A 16,815-nucleotide genomic window follows, 5' to 3' on the forward strand; every position below is an offset into this window, starting at 1 on the left:
AAATTGAAGACCCCGGTCGGCCCTTGGGCTTTGCGAAAGAGCTCGGGAGGATCGACGTGGTCGATGAGTTCCAGCTCGTTTTCCCAGCACAGCTTCCACCGCACCTCAGAACGCATGCAAAGACCTCCTTTGGTATTTCCTGCTGCTGTTTTTGAAGCCCGCACTGTGCGATCGAAGCAGTGGCCGCCCCGATGCATGTCGGCGCCGTTGCTCGGGTTCGCGCTATAGCCAGTCCGGATCGTCAAATGTTTCGCCGTCACTCGCGTCTGAGATCATTCCTAGTGCATCATCACGGGAGATTGGTAAAATGGATTGTATGAATGGAATTATCGATGCTTTGTATGTCGAATATACGGGTTTCTTAGACTTTGACGTGACCTCCCTGGCACTCGCGGCGTAAAGACGACCGCGCGTCCCCTCCAGCGGCCGAAAGCAGGGATGCGTTGGACCAGTTGACCCAACTGCGCCCTCCCCGGTTTACCCACCTATGTCCCGGAGTGGCGATGAACGGTCGCCAGCTAGTCCTTCGCGGTTTCTGATGGAACTTCATCAGGGACGCACGTTCTGTTTATTGAAGCTAGCGATCTACGTCCTATTCGCGATCGTCTGCAGTGGCGCTGGTAGACGCGACTTTCATGGCACGATCGCCGCTATCGCTACCGGTCTCGTCTATGCGGCTTAGTAAGCTGAAAATATCTTGCAAGATCTCTTCATCGAAAGTCCGCAACTTCACGATAGTAGCCAGCAGCAGAACCGCTTTGGTTTCAGTTTCGCCCCAAAGATAAGGTGCCGCCGGGGCGATAATCTCTTCCGGAGTGGCATCCAAAACCTCACACAGATGAATCAGTCGGCTCACGGTCAAGCGGGATACTCCATTTTCGTACCGGCCGTAGACCTGCTTAGTGATGCCAAGCAAGGGCGCCAGTTTCGAGCGCGGGAGTTTTCGCTTATCGCGGGCTTCGCGAAGGCTGATGCTGATCAAGTTTTCGAGTTCGGCGCTAAGTGCAATCCGTCCGTCAAAAGGTTTTCGATAGACCGGCTTGTCTATGCCTGGATCATCGACTTGTTGCAAACCGAGTTCATTAATCCATTGCTTCAATGGTGGTCCTGACATTGCTCCGACTGAGGTAAATGCGCCAAAGCTCTTTATACGGAAAGTGATGTGCTTGGAACCACCAATGTTTCGTTTCGATCTAATTTGGCGCATTTTGGGCCACGCGGACCTCACCCGATAGCTATCGTTCACCAAAATATATAAGTGATCGCAAGTACATAGACATAGATCATACCGAAATCGCTTCACGCAAGGATTATCCACTTGCGCCAAATTGGCTATGACCCTCAGTGATTTTGGTGATAACGGTCGCTTCATTTCCTCGTCTAGCTCCCGGGACGTCGTGTGCGGGCATGGTGGCCTTTTGTCCTGCACGTGGAGCTCTCGGTTCACGGCAGACCAATCACGGCTCCGCGCGCTGGCTGCTCTGGTGTTTGGTTCCGGCATTTGATGGTGCAATATTTTCCTTGGCATGGAGGGAAGCACTATGGGCCAGGTTCTACACGGGAGCGCCACGACGACAGAGGCAATCCGTCGAGCAATAGTGAAGAGAGCCTGAAAACGCTTTCGAAGCGATACGGGATCAACCAGAAAACCGTGGCGAAATGGAAGAAGCGGACATCGTTGGTCGACCTTCCTACAGGCCCAAAGGACCCGCACTCGACGACCCTTTCCCTCGAAGAAGAGGCCGCTATCGTCGCCTTCCGCCGGCACACGTTGCTGCCGCTCGATGATTGCCTCTACGCTCTTCAGCCGACCATTTCACATCTGACGCGTTCGTCGTTGCACAGGTGTTTGCAGCGCCACGGCATTTCACGTCTGCCGGAGGTCAGAGGCGACAAGGAGCCGAAGAAGAAGTTCAAAAGCTATCCGATCGCTTACTTCCACATCGATATTGACGAGGTGCAGACGGCTGAGGGCAAGCTCTATCTCTTTGTCGCAATTGACCGAACATCCAAGTTCGCGTTCGCGGAACTCTACACCAAAGCCGGCAAGATGAATGCCGCTCAGTTCTTGCGCAATCTGATCGCGGCAGTGCCCTACACCATTCACACCGTTTTGACCGACAATGGCATTCAGTTCACCAACCGAGCTTGTGATCGAAATGCCTTCCAGCACATCTTCGATTGGGTCTGCGACGATCACAGCATCGAGCATCGCCTGACCAAGGTGAAGCATCCCTGGACCAACGGACAGGTCGAACGGATGAACCGAACGATCAAGGAGGCGACCGTCAAGCGCTTCCACTACGACGATCATGCGCAGTTGAAAAAACATCTGGCCGACTTTATCGACGCCTACAATTTCGGGCGCCGGCTCAAGACGTTAAAGGGCCTTACGCCTTACGAGTTCATCTGTAGACGATGGACTTTGGAGCCGGATCGATTCATCATCGACCCCATCCATCAAATGCCGGGACTAAACACCTAGGCGATGCCCTTACCTCTGAACGGCGACAGCCATGAACAGCGTTTCCAGTCTCAGCGACTCGACCCCGTTTTCGCGGAACCTGATCGTGATGTCAAAAGACTGTTTCCGAGCCGAATGGCAAAAAGGATCGGCGCGATGGAACGGAGGCGCGGAGAGGACGCGCTTAGATTCAGCAATCGAAATCAAAGCATGCGCGCCGGCAGCTCGAATACCCACATGGCATTGAGCGGGAAAACCCAACGAGGGAGTTTAACACAGACCCTACTGTCGAAGCAAAGCGCATGCAAATAGACTTGGCGTCGCTCGCCGACGAATCGCTCGAGCATCGAGCGAGATCAACGCCAACCAAACATCGAAAAATTGCGCAATCGGCGCGTATTGTTGATCAGACGGAAATTCGAGTGAAAAACTAAGTTGTGAGATTGCGGGTGTCTGCACACCGACGACAGCGCGTCGGCTGCGACAGCTATCACCAATACTGCTAACTACTGGTCGGGGCGTCATAGACAAACCCAGCTCACTTCACGGGCTCCGCTACATCACTGATACCTCTGTCGCTCTCGTCGTCATCGGGGATCATTCGCTGCAGGAGCCGAATAAGATCGCGCGTCGTGCCGTTCGGAAGTCTCCTAAGAATCCTCGCCAGTGTGAGACAATCCTCGGCCTCCTCCGATGTGCGGCCCCAAAGATGTGGCGCAGCTTCAAAGATCATATCGATAGGCATGAAGCCAAGAATCTCACACAGATGGATCATCCGAGTAACAGTCATTTTGGAAAATGCCCGCTCGTAGCGTCCGTATACAGGGATGGACAGACCAAGCATTGGAGCAACGTCTGCGCGAGACAGGCCCTGCGCTTCGCGTGTCTTTTTCAGGAACGCGCTGATCAATTCCTCCATGTGACCCAACGATGTAATTTCGCCGCCGAAACCTGGCTTTCGATAGATCGCCTTGTCAACCTCCGGATCGGCGGTGCTGACGAGGCCTCTCGAACTTCTGTAGCTTGCTAGATCTTCCGTCACCGCACGTCCCTGTTTTCCTGCCACTCGTTGTAGGCTTGAGCCAACCTGAACCGATTTGAACCACTTGTCATCGCCACACTACAACCGTTTTAAATACCCATTTTGGGCATTTTTTGCGTTATAGCAAATATTTGAGAGTTTAGCCAAATTGCTTCATGAATGCATTCAAAACAGTCTCGCTAGACCGGTGGCCCAGTTCCATGAAAGATGAGTCGGCTATGGCCGCACCCGCGACTGAAACATCTAGGTTGCGTCGAATTTGAGCGAAAATTCACATTCAATGCTCAACATCTTCTAAGCGGTCTTCGTTGAGGACGATAAGACATAATCCTCGAAAACCGATCCATTTCCCCGTCCCACGATATCCCATTTGGCTAGCTGGGAAAGCTCCGCCGTGCTGGAAATCACTCAGCCAAGAACCCATATCGGTTACCGCTCCCGCTAGCGTGTAGGTTCGATGCTCTCTGAAAATTCCGGCATCATGGAGCAAGTGCCACAAACGTGAACTTTGCTAAACGAAGCCGCCACCTTATCGCATCCACACAAAGGGCTTGAAATAGTCGACCGTGAGGGTTATATCTTTGTGAGCAGCAGACAACGAGGCTTCCGAAAGGTCGCTGTTGCAGGTGCACCCTTAGAGGTCGGTACACCGCGGTAGGGCACACGCGTTCGGCGGAAACGCCATGGGAAGGCTCCTTTAGGGGGCCTTTTTTGTTTCTAGGGCACCCTTATTTGCTGGAAATGAGCCTTTTTTACGAGTTGGCAGACGTTACACCTTCGCTTGATGCGGCTGAAATTAATTTCTTTCTGATCAGCGCTTTTTACCACCAGTTCTACGTTGTGTTCGTCTGATCTGCTCGGGAAAAGGTAATAAACAACAAGATCATTAAGGCCAGAGGTCAGGACAGGGCCTGAAACGGCAATGTTACCTGCCCAGTAAGGCATACAGAGGTAGGCACAAGATGCTCGAACGTGAATCTACCTTGCGGATGTTCGATTGTTGGGAACGAGTCGTTAATAGTCGTCATGAGGCGCGGTCACCCGAAGACAGCTCTCACGATCTGGACCCATTCACTGAACTGGATTATAGATTGCGCTGGGTAGTCTGGCTCTGAGACATTGAATTTTCTCCCGATATAAGGGCACGGGTTTGACAACCTTACGAAAGTGCTAACCCCTGAACGTGGTTTCGTTCTCCTGGTAAGGGTCCTTTCATGTTCAAATCGATACGAATAGAGCACTGACCTTTCGCTTCCGTCCTTACGACGGAGTTGTCTGCTTATGTCTCGCGTATGGACCGGAAGCCTGAACATGCTGCAGGAGCGAATTCCATCCTGAGACCGAATTCCTACGACGCTTTCTCCGCAGGAGACCGGAGGTTCGAAATACGACCAGTGCGCCTGGCCTGACCCGAGAGAGGCTTCGGGCAGCCGAGGACGACACCTACGGCCTGTTCGTCGACTTCCGTTGGCCCAAGAACGTCGGGAAGCCATATTGCCCTCGCTGTGGCTGCCTGGCGCCGTACGGCGTCGTCGTTCTGATGCTCGGAGCCGGAATGCCGCGCCGAATTTTCGGTTTTCGCCGACCGCAAGCTTTCATTCAAGAAGATCATCATGGCAATCTGGGAGGAATCACGGCCGCCAAGGGCATGGCGGCGCTCCATCTGAGCCGCAAGGTCAACGTCCAGTACAAGAGTATCCATCCGGCGAAGGCCGCGGCACTTATGATTTCGGCTCGTCTGCCATGATGCGTTCGAATCTTGTCGCGATCGCATTGCTCGTCGACAAGGAACTGCCGAACACCTCCTTCCCAGGTGCGGATATCGGCGAGGAACTCCTTCAAGCTTTCGATGCCCCGGTCGGTGAAGGTCGTGATGCCCTCTTCGCTGCCGTCATGGGCATGGATCATCTCACCATAGTCGATGTTGTCGGAGTTGCTGGCGACCTCCTGGATGAGTTCGAGGTTCTCGCCAATCAGCGTGGCGACGTAGTTGATCGTGTAGACATGCGTCGGGCGCGCCATCAGGCCGCCATCTGCCGGGCGCTTCCGGCGGGCCAGTTCCACGGCAGCAGTTCCGGCAGCCGTGATACGGGAATGCCAGGCATGCGGGCGAGCACGTCCGCCAACCAGGCCTGCGGATCGATATCGTTCGTCTTTGCCGTGACGATTAGGGAATACATGAAGGCAGCACGCTCGCCTCCGCGCTGGGAACCGGCGAATAGCCATGCCTTTCTTCCGAGAGCAATGCCCTGTTCATTCTGCCCATGTCGGCGATGAAGTCGAGGTTCACTATTGCTGGCATCCATATTTTGGCCAGAAGGTTTCCATTCGTCGCGTCGAAGAACGAGCGACAGGCCGGTTTTTGAAGGTTCTGGGGCCGACAGGTGTCGTCATCGCGATCTCAGGGTGGATGATCGATCCCGTGGTCTGCCGCGGCATGACCATGGGAACGCCACGCGTCGATCTTGCGACGCTAATCGAATTGAACAGGCTGGTCTCTGGCGGCAGCAAAGCGGCACCCTTCCGAAGTGGACGTAGAATCACTCAGGAGGACCATGATGAGATCTCGCAATACGCTGGTGCCGGCGTCGGGCCGGCAGCTCGACCTGATATTCGAGGAGCTCAACGATGACCATCACTGATTTGATTCCGACAGCGCTGCTCGCGCGCAAGGCCGTCGTTTATGTGCGGCAATCCACTCAGTCGCAGGTTATAACCAATCTGGAAAGCCAGCGACGGCAGTATGATCTTGTTGACATTGCGCGACACCACGGCTTCAGCCACGTCGAGGTGATCGACGACGACCTCGGGCGCTCTGCCAGCGGAACCGTCGCCCGTCCGGGCTTCGATCGTCTCGTCGCCCTACTGTGCGCCGGCAAAGTTGGTGCCGTTTTCTGCTTCGATGCTTCACGGCTTGCGCGCAACGGTCGGGACTGGCATCACCTGCTCGAACTGTGCGGCCTGGTCGAAGCCCGCGTCATTGACCATGACGGCGTCTACAATCCATGTCGACCCAACGATCGGCTGCTGCTGGGAATGAAGGGCAGTATCAGCGAGTTCGAACTGGGCGTGCTGAGAGCCCGGATGCTCGATGCCGCCAGGTCGAAGGCGCGCCGTGGCGAACTGCGACTTTCTGTTCCGTTCGGCTACATTTGGCATCGGGAGGCCGGGCTTGGGCTCGATCCTGATCTGCGTCTGCAAGAGGTAATTCGATCCATCTTCGCCCGCTTCCACGACCTTGGAAGCGCGCGTCAGGTGCTGCTGTCGATGACGAAAGATCACATTCACTTCCCTCGGCCGTCGGATGAAGGGCGCATGACCAACTTCGTATGGATGCCAGTACGTTATCGCAATGTGATCGGCATCCTCAAAAACCCCTTCTACGCCGGCGTTTACGTCTATGGGAAGAGCGAGAAGCGGACTGCCATCGTCGATGGATGGGCTCGGCGCAGTTACGGGCACGGCAAGCCCGTCGGTACCTGGGAGGTGATGATCCGGGACCATCACGAAGGTTACATTAGTTGGGGCGAATACGAGCGTAACCAACAGCAACTGGCCCTCAATAATTATGGCCGATCGGGTGGGACTAAATCGGGCCGCGGCGGCAAAGCATTATTATCAGGTCTCCTGACCTGCGGACGGTCTGGACGGCGACTGAGTGTTGCCTATACGGGAAATCCACAAAATCCTGTCTATCGCTGCTATAAACAGAACCTGATGATGGGCTTGCCCCGTTGCATGACGTTCGGCGGCTCGAAGGTCGATGCGGCGGTTGCGCGCGAGTTGTTGCGCGCGGTAGAACCATTAGCGATCGAGGCGACTTTTAAAGCAGAGCGGATGCACCGGGAGCGACAGGAAGACCAGCGCCACATTCACGATCTGGAGCTACAACAGGCCCGCTACGAGGCTAGCCTCGCCGAGCGCCGCTATGCGGCATGCGATCCCGACAACCGCCTGATAGCTGCACAGCTTGAGAAGAATTGGGAAACGGCGCTACGCCGCGTCCGTGATCTGGAAGTGCGCAGGCCTACCGAAAGTCCTTCAACCATCGAAGTTGACCCAGGCACTTTCGCAAACCTCGCCGACAATCTGCAGGCGGCCTGGGAGTCGCCGGATGTCACCATGCGCGTGCGCCAGCAACTGCTACGTACATTGATCGCCGACATTGTTGTCGATGTCGATGATGAGGTGCGCGACGTGGTGCTGACCATCCATTGGAAAGGCGGTCAGCATTCGGAGCTCAAGGTTCGCAAGCCCCAGACGGTTGAACACGGGTGCGCCACAACGGAAGATGCTTTGGCAGTGATGCGGAGCATGGCAGGACGCTGGTCCGATGAACATATCGCCGCGTCGCTCAATCGAATGGGAATGCCCACGGGGCAAGGAAAAACCTGGACTGCACACCGGGTCGCTTCAGTAAGGCGGGTCCGGGCCATTCACGCGTACAAATCAGCCGATAAAGAGGGCGAATGGCTGACCATGACAGAGGCGGCGGCGGTTTTGGGCGTGACCAACCACCGAATACGCCACCTGATCAAGACGAACGTGTTGTCTGCCGAGCAGGTGGTTCCCGGCGCGCCGTATCAAATCCGGGCCAGCAATCTGACTTCGGCAACCGTCCAAGCCGCGATAGCCCGAAAGGGCCGCCCGTGTCGCATTGCTGACACCGAGACGCTTCCAATGTTTACAGATACTTAAAGAGGGAGTGCACAATGACTCAGGTACGGCAACGCCGCGCAGGGCTCGTTCGGCGGCATTGTTCGTCAGACACAGTCTGCCGTCGTCGAGGAACCGGGCGAAGGCTTCCCAGCGACCCTCCTTCTCGAACATGTAGTTGATCGCCTCGGCGACGGGGTTGTGCTTCGACATTTGCCCGCGCTGGGCCATGAGCCAATCGTGCAGTTCTTCGACGAGCGGGCGAGCATGTTGCAGCCTCGCTGCGAGCCTATCCTCGGCAGGCATTCCGTTTATGCCGCGCTCGATGTCGAAGAGCGCGTCGATGCGGGCAACGGCCTCAAGCGCGACGGGCGATATCTCGTGGGCAGGTTTGCCCTTGCGCACGTTGCCGGCGATGTCAGCGAGTTCGAAGAATTTGCGCCGCGCGTGGCTCCAGCAAAGTGCGCTGATCACCAGCGCGGGGCGGCGGTCGGCACGATAGAGGTCGTTGTAGCCGCCATAGGCATCGGCTTGCAGGGTGCCGTGCCATCCGGCGAGATGCGTGTTGGGGTGGGTCTTCTCGCGATCGGGAGAGAAGTGGAAGAGTGCGGCGGGAGGCGCGCCGCCCGCGAAAGGGCGGTCATCGCGGACGTAAGTCCAGAGCCTCGCCTGCTTTGTTGCTCCCCTGGCCAGAAGCGGCACGGTGGTGTCGTCACCATGCAGCCGCTCGGCGGCCAGAACATGGGCACGGATCAGGTCATGGATCGGCTGCAGGGCCGTCGTGCAGGCTCCGACCTGATCGGCCAGTGTGGAGAGACTGAGAGCGACGCCTTCCCTGGCGTAGCGCTCAGCCTGGCGGTTCAATGGCTGATGTTGGCCGAACTTCTCGAACAGGATCGTCGCCAGCAGGTGCGGTCCTGCCCATCCCCGCGTGTCGCATGGAAAGGGGCCGGTGGCTGGCTGATCTTCTCGCAGTCCCGGCAGGTGAACTTCTCGCGCACCGTCTGGATCACCTTCCACTGGCGCGGAATGATCTCCAGCGTCTCGGTGATGTCTTCGCCCATCTTCACGATGCGGTGCGAGCCGCAGCAGGTGCAGGTCGACGGGGCATCGATGACCAGGCGCTCGCGCGGCAGGTGCTCGGGAAACGGCTTGCGGGCCGGCCGGCGGCGTTCGAAAGCGGAGACATTTGTGATTCTCGTCGCCACGCGTTCCGCAGCGATCTCGTCTTCGGTGGCGTCGGCTTCAAGTTCTTCGAGCTGCAATTCCATTTGCTCGATCAGCCGGGCGCGGCGCTCCGAGCTCTGGCCGTACTGCTCGCGACGTATCTTGGCGATCTCGAGCTTGAGATGCCGGATCATCGCCTCAGACGTCGTCACGACCGCGCGCACCTGTGCGAGGTCGGCCTCGGCAGAGGCGGCACGCGCTTCCGATGCCGCAAGCGCGGCGCGCAGTCTGGCTATCTCCGAAGCAGCATCATCCATGGCCGAAAGCTACCATGCCGCATGCCGAAAGCCCAACAAAAACAGAGGAATGCAGGCGGTCAGCCTGCCTTCGAAGGCCGCTGCGTCCAGCGCGGGTTGCGCCAGTCGATCCCTTCCAGGAGATAGCCGAGCTGCGCCGACGATACAGGCACGGCGGAGCCATTCTGGCTGACCGGCCAGATGAACTTTCCAGCTTCCAGCCGCTTCAGGTAAAGCGACATGCCGACGCCGTCATGCCAGAGGACCTTGATCAGGTCACCCTTGCGACCCCGGAAGCAGAAGACTTCGCCGCCATGAGGATCGCGGCCAAGACCTTGCTGAACCTTCAGCGCCAGGCTGTTCATGCCGCAACGCATGTCCGTCACCCCGCCCGCGATCCACACCTTTACCCCCGCGGGAAACGCGATCATGACCCATCCACGACGGGCAACAGGCGGGCAAGAATGGTCGGATCAAGCGAGGCTGGGATCGTCAGCCGTCGGCCATTCGGCAGGCCGATCTCGATCGTCATGTCGTCTTCAAATCGCGGCCGTGAGGCTACCTCGCAAGATGCCGCCGCCGGTGGCGAAATCGTAAGTGGCACGAAGCCCGTTGTAGCGGAACTGCTCAGAAGACCACTACGGTATTCCCGACGCCAACGGGTCAACAATGACCGTGACAATCCATATCGCCGCGCCGTCACCGAGCCTTTCCGAAAGCCTTGTAGACTTTCCTCGACGATCCGAACCTTCTCTTCGTCCGACCAATCCCGTCGGCGACCAAGATCGTCGACGGACAAGACCTCAATGGGGGAAATGATTGTAGCGCATGACATAAGGCATGGACTTAAAGCCAATCAGCAAGTCAGGACAGACGGCCTTCGCCGGATGGGTACGTACAAGACCGCCTACTTCCTGCTGCAGAAGCTCCGGGAGGCAGCCGACCTTCGCCGTGATGCGATCAAGCTGCACGGTACGGTGCAGATCGACGGCAAGTATGTGGGCGGCGTCCTCCGCAAGGTGACAAGAAGGAAGAGCGCAAGGACGGGCGCAAGAAGGAAAATCAGAACGGCAAGCGTATGTGAGTTCTGGCGCTGAGGGAGGCCAACCGCCATGCACCGAACAGAACGGTGACGCGGGTGATCCTGGACGAGAACGGCAAGGATGCATGGGCGGCCGTCGCCAAGCATGTGGAGCCGAAGGCGCTCCTGATCGCTGACGAACACAAGGCGCAACCAGGGCTTTGAAAGAAAGCGCTGTATAGATCCACCTGCTCCGCCCTTTTAGTCCGCTAGCAAAAGGCGGTAGGGGACCGACTTTTCGAAGCGGTTTCCTGCCGGCCGACAAGGGCTACGGCAGCGCTGAAATCCTCGCCAAGCCGGTCGAGTGTAAGGCTTCGGCAACATCGCGCCGAAGAACAACTGGAAGGCTCAGTCGTCTTCTCACGCTGGGTCTATCGGCAGCGTAACCTCGTGAAACGTCAAAAGCATCGGTTCGATCGTAATTGACGCAAAGCTGACAGTCGTGTGCGATCGCGCACATTGACAGGCTGGCATGATGCAAGCGCCGACGTGCATTGTGACCTCAACCCAAATCACTCCAATGCTGGGTTGGCCTTCGGACGGATCGCTCGCAAGGTTGACGCTGTTCAAATACTAGGCGGAGTGGCACAATCCGCGACTCCCGACACACGGTGAGCACCGGAAGACGCCTTCTGTCGCCATTGAAACATTCACTAACAATGATCTGGTGGCACACCAATTGCTTGTAGGAGCCCAGATCTCTGCCAGCAATGGTTCCGGTCCAAGCTCCAGTGGCTACTATCGACGATGACCAACACCTTTAGATGTAAGGCCCATCTTCGCCCATGTCGTACCGTACGAACGGAGCTCGTCAGCGATCATCACGCGCGGCGGCGTGCAGCCGATCCAAAGAGCTTTGTCACCAGCCACTGCTCAGCGCGGGAGCCTCTTCAGCTTTGGACCAAGACGTTGAGAGCGATGCCATTCTGGCCGACAGCGCCGCCGGAGCCAATGTTCTTCGCGCGCGATCGAAGTAACCGACGTTCAGATGTCAGGTCGCCACGAATGAGACTGCTTCAAGGGATTCCAGTGGGAGATCGCCTTGCCGAGTTAAGGCTCCCACTGGCACACGGTTTCATTGGTCACGCCGGTGCCGCATGTTGGCCGCCGCAATCCGCTAAACTTAACGGTGCCTTAGAACCTGAAGAGACACAGCGAAATCGGCCTTTTGTTTGGCACCGGTTGGACTAGGCCCGTTTTCGTTTTCGTCTCAAAAGTGGAGATGCGATATGATTTCGAATCACCAAGCCGACGTGGTTGGCGATAGCGACAAGCTCATCGAGCAAGCGCTGCGAGCTGCCATGGATACTGCTCTAAGTCCGGCTGCGCCGGCTCACCTGCGTGGAGCGCTGGACGCGGCAGTGTTTCCAGGGGGCTCCCGGATGCGCCCCAAGCTCTGCTTGAAAGTCTCCTATGTGTGCGGCGAAAAAGATCCTGAGCTGGCGACAAGAGCCGCGGCAGCAATTGAATTGCTGCACTGTGCCTCGTTGGTGCATGACGACTTGCCTTGCTTCGATAACGCGGCGCTACGCCGCGGCAGACCAACGGTGCACCGGCTTTTCGGAGAGCCTATCGCCGTTTTGACCGGCGATGCCTTGATTGTGATGGCTTTCAAATACCTCAGCTTGCAGGCTGCGCTAACACCTGAGTTGGGCGCGCGCATGATCGAGGTGGTTGCGGAGGCGGTCGGCCCCAGTCACGGACTGATCGCCGGACAGTCGATGGAGGCAATGACGCACGTCCCAATCGACCGCTATCACCATTACAAGACCGGCTCCCTCTTTGTCGCGGCGGCCACTTGCGGTGCCCTGGCAAGTGGTGCAGATCCGGCCCCATGGTCTAAGGTGGGGGAATTGCTCGGGCACGCGTATCAGATCGCCGACGACATCGCAGATACAGTCGGCCGCGCAGAAGTGCTTGGCAAATTGCCTGCCGTGGACACGCAGCTGAATCGACCCAGTATCGTTCGCGGCCAAGGATTGGACAGCGCAGCCGCCAGATTTTATGCGTATCTCGAACAGATAGGTGACACCATTCCTGCCAGCCCTCAAAAACGGTCCTTCGTTGACTGGCTTAATCATGCACTTTGCAAAGGCGTGGCTGGACCGGGAAAAGCCGGTCTGATTCAACAAACGGCGCTGGATTGCGCGCCTTTGTAAGCCCGAGTTACGGTACGCATAACCTAGCCGGCGGCATCATTACCGCTTCATCGTCAACAGCTGCTTCATGAACATTTCGTTCCCTGCATCGAACCGCTGGGCCAAGGTGGATTAGAGGTCTAGCTTTAGCGTTAACGGTTTTTGCAACCAGCTTGGAGGGCCGGCCGACAGAGCGGGCGACGCCGGCATCATCCGACTGGCGGATGCGCGGAGGGCAACAAGTGCGCGGAGGGCAACAAGCGCGCCTGGCGCAACGTCGCCAGATCAGGTGAGCCGGTGCAAAAGCAGGCGACGGCCAACTGGCGGATGACGACCTCGAAATGCGCAACGACCGCTTCGGTCGATACCGTAGCCGCCGGCAGCACGCCGGCTGCCTGCCCGGCAATGTCCGCACCCAGGCGAATGGCCTTGGCCACGTCGACGCCGTCGCGGATCCCGCCGGACGCGATAAGCTTCACCGTTGGCAGTGCCCGACGGACCGCCTGCAAGCTGGCCGGTGTCGGGATCCCCCAATCGGCAAACGCCATCGCCACTGCACGGCCGGCGGCATCGCGGGCGCGCTCGCCCTCCACCGCGGCCCAACTGGTGCCGCCGGCTCCGGCGACATCAATCACCTCAACACCCGCCTCGACGAGCGCGCAGGCCACCGAGGCGGACAGGCCCCACCCGACTTCTTTGGCCACGATCGGCACGCCCACGCTACGCGCGGCGCGAGCCACCTGCGCCAGTACGCCGTGCCAGTCGCGGTCGCCATCCGGCTGTAGCACTTCCTGCAGCGGATTGAGATGGACGATCAGCCCATCAGCCTCCAGCGCATCGACAGCCCGGCGCGCCAGATCAAGGCCGTCGGCCTCGCGCAGTTGCGCAGCGCCGATATTGGCCAGCAAGGGAATGTCAGGCGCCAGGCGGCGTAGGGCGCGCGTCAGCCCCTGGGAATTGCGCGATTGGAGGCTCACGCGCTGCGAACCGACGCACATGGCGATCCCCAAGGCTTGCGCCGCCTCGCTCAGGTGCCGATTGATGGCCTTTGCGCGTGGCATTCCGCCGGTCATGGAACTGATCAGCAGCGGCGCACGTATGGGCTTGCCTAACAGCGATGTGCGCAGTTCGATCTGCGTCAGGTCCAGCTCGGGCAGTGCGCAGTGTTCGAACCGGATTTGCTCCCAGCCGGCAGCGACCGTGGCTGGCGCCGTTCGCCGATCCAGCACGAGGTCCAGATGGTCGTCCTTGCGCCGGGTCAGGGCGTCGTCGCACCCGCTCGCTCGATCCGCCGTATTGGGCGTTGGCGTTGCGTCGGATCGGACCGAGGGCGCCGCGCGCACGCCGCCGCCTCCCGCGCGTTCACGCCGGCGCACGCTGGCCTCCCCCCGCCGCATCGTTGCCGTAGCGGCTGATCGAGGTCTGGTAGTACTTCGCGCGAATGACCGCCATGGCCTCGATTAACGGTCCCCATGGTGCAGGAAAGCGTTCTTTCACCATCACTCGGTGCAGCATGCGCGCATGGCCGACCAGCTCGTCGTTGAGGAAATCCTCCACAGGCATAGCCGGATAACGCTGCAGGAGCAGGATGGCAGCGTTGTCGGCTTCTCCCGCCGCCCTATCCTTGGCGCATCCATGCAGATCGTTCTGCAGGCGCCCTATCGTGGAGATGAGCCGCAGCACCTGGCGAAACGCCGGACGCGCGCGCAGGGTCGCCATGTCCAGCCCCCATAGCAACGACAGGCAACAGAACACGTTCGCGTAGGCGATCGAATCGATGGAATTGTGCAAGTATTCGGCGTACGACCAGCGTTCAGCCCCCGCCGCCTGCGCGGGTCCGGCGCGCAGCGCCGCGCAGTAGCACCGGGTATCGTTTAGAAGCTCAGTATAGTCGCGCCTATCGTAGGCGAGCGCGGCCAGGGAAGCGCGCAGCACAGCGCAGCCCTCGAAACCGGGGACCGCGCATGGCACGCCCTGCCCCAGCGCCTGCTCCACCGCGGCCAGCTGCTCCGGCGCGATCAGGCCAAGGTCGTTGCAATCGTCGAGCCAAAACAGTAGCGCCAACTCGCGATAAAACGCCACGATCAGCTTTTCGTCCTGCGGATCTCGGCCGGTGCGGGCGCTGATATCGTGCAAGCTCGGTTGGATACACTGCAGGATGTACTGTCCGCCCCTAACTGCTTCTACGGCATGCTCGTCGGCGAATCCGGTCAGGGAACGCCCCCACTCCAGTACTTGCTGCAGCGCGCTTTCCGTCGGGATCATTGCGCCATTCCTCCTGCTCCCTCGGTCGGGATGCGCCGCCCCCAACGAAGAGCCAGCCACAAGCCGGCGAGTTCGATCACGCGCACGACCCGGGTCGGGCAATACAATTCCTTGCCGATCCACAGCGGCGTCTGCGGCAATTCATGCGCCTCATGGCGAGCGAGCATCCACTCCAGCGCGCGCGCGACCGCCAGCGCGATGCGGGCGCGCCCTGTCGGCTCTTCGCGCCCATCCATCACGTGCAACGCGAACAGCGCATAGGCGGTTTCCTCAAATGTTGACGCGCGACCCGCGCCCCAGCCGCCGTCGTCGCGCTGCGCCTGCAACAGCGCCGCCAGCGCGCGCTCGTCGCGCCACTGGGGCGCGCCTTGCGCGAGCGCAGCGATTGCATGCGCGGTGGGATACAGCCACGAAACATGCCATTTGTCATTGTCCCATAGACCGTCCGCGTTGCGATTGGCCTCAAGGTAAGCGCTGGTACCGGCGGTGGGCTTTCCCAACAGTCTGAACGCATGCAGGGCGTGGATGTTGGTCGACACCGAGGCATTGCGCTCGCCGGGGAAGGTAACGAACAGCCCGCCGATTTCGAAGTGGCGCAACGCGTTGGCAGCCGGGTTGCGTCCTGCTAGGTGCAGGATGCACAACGCAACAGCAGTGTCGTCCGCATCGGCCGCGAAGTGCAAGGCCGGACCCAGACCGCGCACGCCCAGACAGGCATCGAGCTGCGCGACGATCACGCGCACCGCCTCGGCGAGCGCGGGATGCGAAAACAACCCGGCCAGATGCAGAGTGTACAGCGACCAGCATGGCTCGAACACGTTGATCGGCCAGACGCTGGGAACGACACCTTCGATGCCGCTGCGCGCCGCGCGCGATGCGGCCTGAAGATACCTGTCGGCACGCTCGACCTGTGGCGCGCTCGCCTGTGTGAGGGCGTGCGCACGCCACGCGGCGGTTGCCGCCGGGCTGATGCCGATGCTGCCGTCGTCGTCCAGGCATGCCGTGGTCGGCGACGTCCCCCAGGCTTCCCAGGAGTGCAACAACGGATGGCCGCTCGGCAGCGGTCCCACCGTCCCCAACTTAACCAGGCACGCTTGCCGCAACGGCAACAGCGCCGGGTAGCGCGGAAACACCACGTCGCCCACCAAGGATGTGGCCTCGCCGGAGATCTGCGGCAGGATCAGCTCCGCGCCTACCGGCGCGTCTTCCGGCACCGCATCCGCGTAGGGATCCGGCTGGCGCTCGAGGAACCGCGTTGCAGCCTGAACTGCGTCCGCAGCGCCGGGAAGAGGATCGGCACGCCGCAATGCAAGCAACGCCGCCCACGTGGGTACATGGCGGAACAGTGGGAAGTCAGCACTTCCCCACCCGCCATCGGCCTGTTGCTGCGCCATGAGCCACGCGTATCCGTTCTGCCGACCGGTGACGTTGCCGCTGAACTGCAAAACGCGCGCCGTGTCGTAAACGGACGGACTCACGCTGCCGCCATCGCGCGTCTCGTTCAGCAAGTGGCGCAATTCAGAAAGGATCTGTTCGGACAGCGCACTCATGCGGGATGTTCCCTCTGCAGGCAGTTGACGAGAAGCGCGGCGAAGCGCACCTATGCTGGCGGCGGTCCGCGGTGGGCAACCGCTCCGATCTGCGCCGTGGAATCGAACACAATGTAGCATCTAGCGGTGCCGCCGGCCGATCGCAGCGGTACGGCG

At 59.4% G+C, this 16,815-nt stretch carries 12 protein-coding genes and 7 pseudogenes; 7 read left to right on the plus strand and 12 right to left on the minus strand.

The window, feature by feature from the left end; genetic code table 11:
- Positions 1-17 precede the first annotated feature (17 nt).
- A pseudogene (locus QMO80_RS33075) lies at positions 18-197 on the minus strand (hypothetical protein); the annotation flags it as partial.
- 395 nt (positions 198-592) lie between these two features.
- Complete coding sequence (locus QMO80_RS27850) at positions 593-1,099, minus strand: helix-turn-helix domain-containing protein (protein WP_004671987.1); 507 nt, start codon at positions 1,097-1,099, stop codon at positions 593-595.
- A gap of 442 nt (positions 1,100-1,541) precedes the next feature.
- On the opposite strand from QMO80_RS27850, the pseudogene QMO80_RS27855 reads away from it, so the two are divergent.
- Positions 1,542-2,485, plus strand: a pseudogene (locus tag QMO80_RS27855) (IS481 family transposase).
- 517 nt (positions 2,486-3,002) lie between these two features.
- Here the strand turns inward: QMO80_RS27855 and QMO80_RS27860 are convergent.
- The gene (locus tag QMO80_RS27860; protein WP_010069248.1) at positions 3,003-3,506 is read right to left on the minus strand and encodes a helix-turn-helix transcriptional regulator; all 504 of its coding nucleotides are present in this window, start codon (positions 3,504-3,506) and stop codon (positions 3,003-3,005) included.
- 1,555 nt (positions 3,507-5,061) lie between these two features.
- Between QMO80_RS27860 and QMO80_RS27865 the strand changes: the two genes are divergently transcribed.
- Entirely contained in the window at positions 5,062-5,253 is a 192-nt protein-coding gene (locus tag QMO80_RS27865; RefSeq protein WP_170965075.1) for a hypothetical protein, read from the plus strand.
- On the opposite strand, the pseudogene QMO80_RS27870 reads toward QMO80_RS27865, so the two are convergent.
- A pseudogene (locus tag QMO80_RS27870) lies at positions 5,228-5,528 on the minus strand (hypothetical protein). The gene QMO80_RS27865 and the pseudogene QMO80_RS27870 sit on opposite strands and share 26 nt — an antisense overlap.
- Positions 5,528-5,755, minus strand: a pseudogene (locus tag QMO80_RS27875) (transposase domain-containing protein); the annotation flags it as partial. The pseudogenes QMO80_RS27875 and QMO80_RS27870, both read right to left, overlap by 1 nt.
- Between QMO80_RS27875 and QMO80_RS27880 the strand changes: the two are divergent.
- Positions 5,731-6,138 (plus strand): hypothetical protein, encoded by a 408-nt coding sequence (locus tag QMO80_RS27880; RefSeq protein WP_012489556.1) that lies wholly within the window; start codon positions 5,731-5,733, stop codon positions 6,136-6,138. The pseudogene QMO80_RS27875 and the gene QMO80_RS27880 sit on opposite strands and share 25 nt — an antisense overlap.
- A pseudogene (locus QMO80_RS27885) lies at positions 6,135-7,232 on the plus strand (recombinase family protein); the annotation flags it as partial. The gene QMO80_RS27880 and the pseudogene QMO80_RS27885, both read left to right, overlap by 4 nt.
- 723 nt (positions 7,233-7,955) lie before the next feature.
- Here the strand turns inward: QMO80_RS27885 and QMO80_RS27890 are convergent.
- The 3 genes and pseudogenes from QMO80_RS27890 to QMO80_RS27900 all read right to left on the minus strand — a co-directional run.
- Positions 7,956-9,646, minus strand: a protein-coding gene (locus QMO80_RS27890) for an IS66 family transposase (RefSeq protein ID WP_237350495.1) whose coding sequence is annotated in 2 segments (ribosomal slippage) — positions 7,956-9,094 and positions 9,094-9,646 — 1,692 coding nt in all. Because the reading frame shifts where the segments join, the coding sequence is not laid out codon by codon here.
- A gap of 59 nt (positions 9,647-9,705) precedes the next feature.
- Entirely contained in the window at positions 9,706-10,056 is a 351-nt protein-coding gene (gene tnpB / locus QMO80_RS27895; RefSeq protein ID WP_016737501.1) for an IS66 family insertion sequence element accessory protein TnpB, read from the minus strand.
- Positions 10,057-10,274: 218 nt separating this feature from the next.
- Positions 10,275-10,481, minus strand: a pseudogene (locus QMO80_RS27900) (transposase); the annotation flags it as partial.
- Between QMO80_RS27900 and QMO80_RS27905 the strand changes: the two are divergent.
- Entirely contained in the window at positions 10,432-10,722 is a 291-nt protein-coding gene (locus QMO80_RS27905) for a hypothetical protein (protein ID WP_008536527.1), read from the plus strand. The pseudogene QMO80_RS27900 and the gene QMO80_RS27905 sit on opposite strands and share 50 nt — an antisense overlap.
- A gap of 32 nt (positions 10,723-10,754) precedes the next feature.
- Positions 10,755-10,871: a transposase gene (locus QMO80_RS27910; protein ID WP_008536526.1), complete on the plus strand. Its 117-nt coding sequence runs from the start codon at positions 10,755-10,757 to the stop codon at positions 10,869-10,871.
- 603 nt (positions 10,872-11,474) lie between these two features.
- On the opposite strand, the pseudogene QMO80_RS27915 reads toward QMO80_RS27910, so the two are convergent.
- Positions 11,475-11,684, minus strand: a pseudogene (locus QMO80_RS27915) (IS6 family transposase); the annotation flags it as partial.
- 251 nt (positions 11,685-11,935) lie between these two features.
- Here QMO80_RS27915 and QMO80_RS27920 point away from each other — a divergent pair.
- A complete protein-coding gene (locus QMO80_RS27920) occupies positions 11,936-12,865 on the plus strand; it encodes a polyprenyl synthetase family protein (protein ID WP_008536525.1) in 930 nt (309 codons plus the stop codon).
- A 188-nt stretch (positions 12,866-13,053) separates the two neighbouring features.
- Here the strand turns inward: QMO80_RS27920 and fni are convergent, their stop codons facing one another.
- From fni to QMO80_RS27935, 3 genes are read right to left on the minus strand one after another with little or no spacing between them, the layout of a single operon-like run.
- On the minus strand, positions 13,054-14,220 hold the full coding sequence (gene fni / locus QMO80_RS27925) for a type 2 isopentenyl-diphosphate Delta-isomerase (RefSeq protein ID WP_016737499.1): 1,167 nt from the start codon (positions 14,218-14,220) through the stop codon (positions 13,054-13,056).
- Positions 14,207-15,109, minus strand: a complete 903-nt coding sequence (locus QMO80_RS27930) for a hypothetical protein (protein WP_008536520.1) — start codon at positions 15,107-15,109, stop codon at positions 14,207-14,209. The genes fni and QMO80_RS27930 overlap by 14 nt, the downstream gene beginning before the upstream one ends.
- On the minus strand, positions 15,106-16,659 hold the full coding sequence (locus QMO80_RS27935; RefSeq protein ID WP_012489559.1) for a hypothetical protein: 1,554 nt from the start codon (positions 16,657-16,659) through the stop codon (positions 15,106-15,108). The genes QMO80_RS27930 and QMO80_RS27935 overlap by 4 nt, the downstream gene beginning before the upstream one ends.
- Between the last annotated feature and the right edge of the window lie 156 nt (positions 16,660-16,815).

Source organism: Rhizobium sp. BT03 (assembly GCF_030053155.1).
GTDB lineage: Bacteria > Pseudomonadota > Alphaproteobacteria > Rhizobiales > Rhizobiaceae > Rhizobium.

Excerpts from the sequence above, each read along its gene's own strand:
- tnpB (WP_016737501.1), bottom strand. The coding sequence starts at position 10,056 with ATGATCGCGTTTCCCGCGGGGGTAAAGGTGTGGATCGCGGGCGGGGTG.
- QMO80_RS27920 (WP_008536525.1), top strand. The coding sequence starts at position 11,936 with ATGATTTCGAATCACCAAGCCGACGTGGTTGGCGATAGCGACAAGCTC.
- QMO80_RS27930 (WP_008536520.1), bottom strand. The coding sequence starts at position 15,109 with ATGATCCCGACGGAAAGCGCGCTGCAGCAAGTACTGGAGTGGGGGCGT.
- QMO80_RS27865 (WP_170965075.1), top strand. The coding sequence starts at position 5,062 with ATGCCGCGCCGAATTTTCGGTTTTCGCCGACCGCAAGCTTTCATTCAA.
- QMO80_RS27880 (WP_012489556.1), top strand. The coding sequence starts at position 5,731 with ATGCCTTTCTTCCGAGAGCAATGCCCTGTTCATTCTGCCCATGTCGGC.
- QMO80_RS27905 (WP_008536527.1), top strand. The coding sequence starts at position 10,432 with ATGGGGGAAATGATTGTAGCGCATGACATAAGGCATGGACTTAAAGCC.
- QMO80_RS27935 (WP_012489559.1), bottom strand. The coding sequence starts at position 16,659 with ATGAGTGCGCTGTCCGAACAGATCCTTTCTGAATTGCGCCACTTGCTG.